We start from the raw sequence: 2098 nt of genomic DNA, 5'->3' as shown, positions 1-2098 counted from the left end.
CCGGTTCTGTCAGCTACCCTGCTTCCCAGCACGGCGGGAGTGTGTCGTATAGCGGAACTGCCCACGAGAATGTTACAGTGAATATCGATGTCGAAACCACTCCTTTTGATCGCAGCATCGATAACTGCAATAGTAATGTTAGTTTGCTCACTGGTGCAGTTGTTGCCACAGAAGCAGCGCAAATCGCATCAATCGACAATAATGCAAAAAAAATAGGACAAACCATAATTGATGGCTTTTTTAAGACTATCCGTTCCGAAATCAGCCAGCAAATAATGGAATTAACCACAAAACTTGATGCAACCTTAATGCATCTGCACGAATTGGCAAAACGCTGTGTGGGAAAGCAAAAACAGATGGAAACCGACTATAATCGTATTACAAGCCGCTATCTGAACATTTTTGAAGATCTGAACAACGAACTAGAAAACCGGATTTTCGAGTTGGATAAGCCCGCCTTTGTTTTCAAACGCGAAAGTGACAATCACACTAACCGTGCTTTGGGCAGCGATTTAGCCAGCACCGTCTCTGTTTTTGGGAAAGAAGGTTCTGAGTTACAGGCAAGAATCAGCGCTTCCATTGCCAAGAAACGCGCATTGGATACTATCGGCAAGGCAAATATATTTTTGCTGAAACAAAAAAAACTGGATGAAACAATTAACCAAAGCATGTTGAATGAAACTGTTACCGCTGTCCTGTACCTGCCGGTTTGCTTTATCGAGACGCAAAGCGAAGAAAGCCAAATTGACAGAAGACTGTTCCAATCCGGTTCCCTATCCAAAATGCAGGAAAACGAATTAATGGCTGATTTTCAGGCACAGCATTGGAGTATTATTTCCGGTGAAAGTAAAGCCCAGATCGGGCGTTATTTCAATGCCGAACTTAACCGTCATTTCAGTTCAGCCGATACACACAGCAATCGTGTAAAAGAAAATATTGCAAGTATGTTGAATTTCAATCATATTAAAAGTATATAATTAAAAAAATCAAATAAAATGAAAGAATTAAAAGAACTTCGTTTTAACGAAAGCAATATACAATTGAAGGATAATTTAGTGCGAAGTTCAATCCTGCCCGAAAAAGTTGCTGAACTCAATCGCACCATCACAGTACAAGGCAACACGGTTATAGAAGGGCCTGTATATGCCCACAAACTTGAAATTCAAAATGGTGACCTTGAAATCCAGGGAACTGTTTTCACACAGTTGGAACTTTATGTCAATAGCGAAGCAAAAGGCAATGTGGCATTTAAGAAGAGCGTTGGGTCGGCAAATTCCGTTGTTTCACGTGCAGCGAACTGCAATATCATGTTCTATTCCGATATTAATGCAAAAACTGTTACGCTATACAACGCATTTGTGGCGGGTACTATTTACGCCGATGAAATTATCTTAGAAAATTGTATAGTAATCGGCGGTGTTTTCGCAACACAGCAAATTGACCTGACAAATTGTATTGTTGGTACTTTCAATACGCCATCTGTAAGAATCGCACAAATGGTAAGTTTATTGTTACCAAGCGCGTTTTCGATTGAAAAAATACTTGCAACCGCCGAAGCAAAACTATTCAATTTGAGTTTGGCTGATTTAGGTGCATTATATAAAGGGCTACCGCAAGCCGGCAATTCCGGCAAGATTGAAATGAATATCGAGACCGATGAGGTGAAAACGACACTTGCCAATGAAAAAATCCAGAAAACGCTACGCAGTTATACAGTTGTTGGTAAAGTATTGGCAGCCGATCTACTGGACATGGACAAGTTCCAAAATCATTTCCTGCTCACAGCGGCAAGCCTGGGTTCGCAGCTACTCAAAACTTACGATATGGGTATTGACAAAAATGGTAAACCCGCTACGTTGACTTCCGAAAAAATCCGCGATTTCTTCTTTGATATTCTCAAAGGAAAGATAGAAATTCAGAACATTGACGGTAAGTTCGATATTTCGCAAATTACAGGAAAATTGTAGAAAAGTGAAATATTCTGTTCGATGGAAATTATCAGGCAACTTTTATTGAAGTTCTAGCCGGTGAAGTTAAGACTAACAGTACGGCTAATGACGGAAAAATAAGAGCCATATTGTTTCCAGGGTAGAATCTG

The 2098-nt window shown here is 40.3% G+C and carries 2 protein-coding genes; both read left to right on the top strand.

Annotated features, from left to right (window positions below; all coding sequences use genetic code 11):
- The coding region (locus tag ACFO6W_RS26405; RefSeq protein WP_380002175.1) for a hypothetical protein at positions 1-977 on the top strand (977 nt) is incomplete at its 5' end.
- An 18-nt stretch (positions 978-995) separates the two neighbouring features.
- Complete coding sequence (locus tag ACFO6W_RS26400) at positions 996-1967, top strand: hypothetical protein (protein ID WP_380002173.1); 972 nt, start codon at positions 996-998, stop codon at positions 1965-1967.
- Positions 1968-2098 lie beyond the last annotated feature (131 nt).

The sequence above is a fragment of the Dysgonomonas termitidis genome, assembly GCF_042654545.1.
Lineage (GTDB): Bacteria > Bacteroidota > Bacteroidia > Bacteroidales > Dysgonomonadaceae > Dysgonomonas > Dysgonomonas termitidis.
The sequence above is the reverse complement of the archived record's forward strand: the minus strand, read 5'-3'. Positions and strand labels throughout refer to the sequence as shown.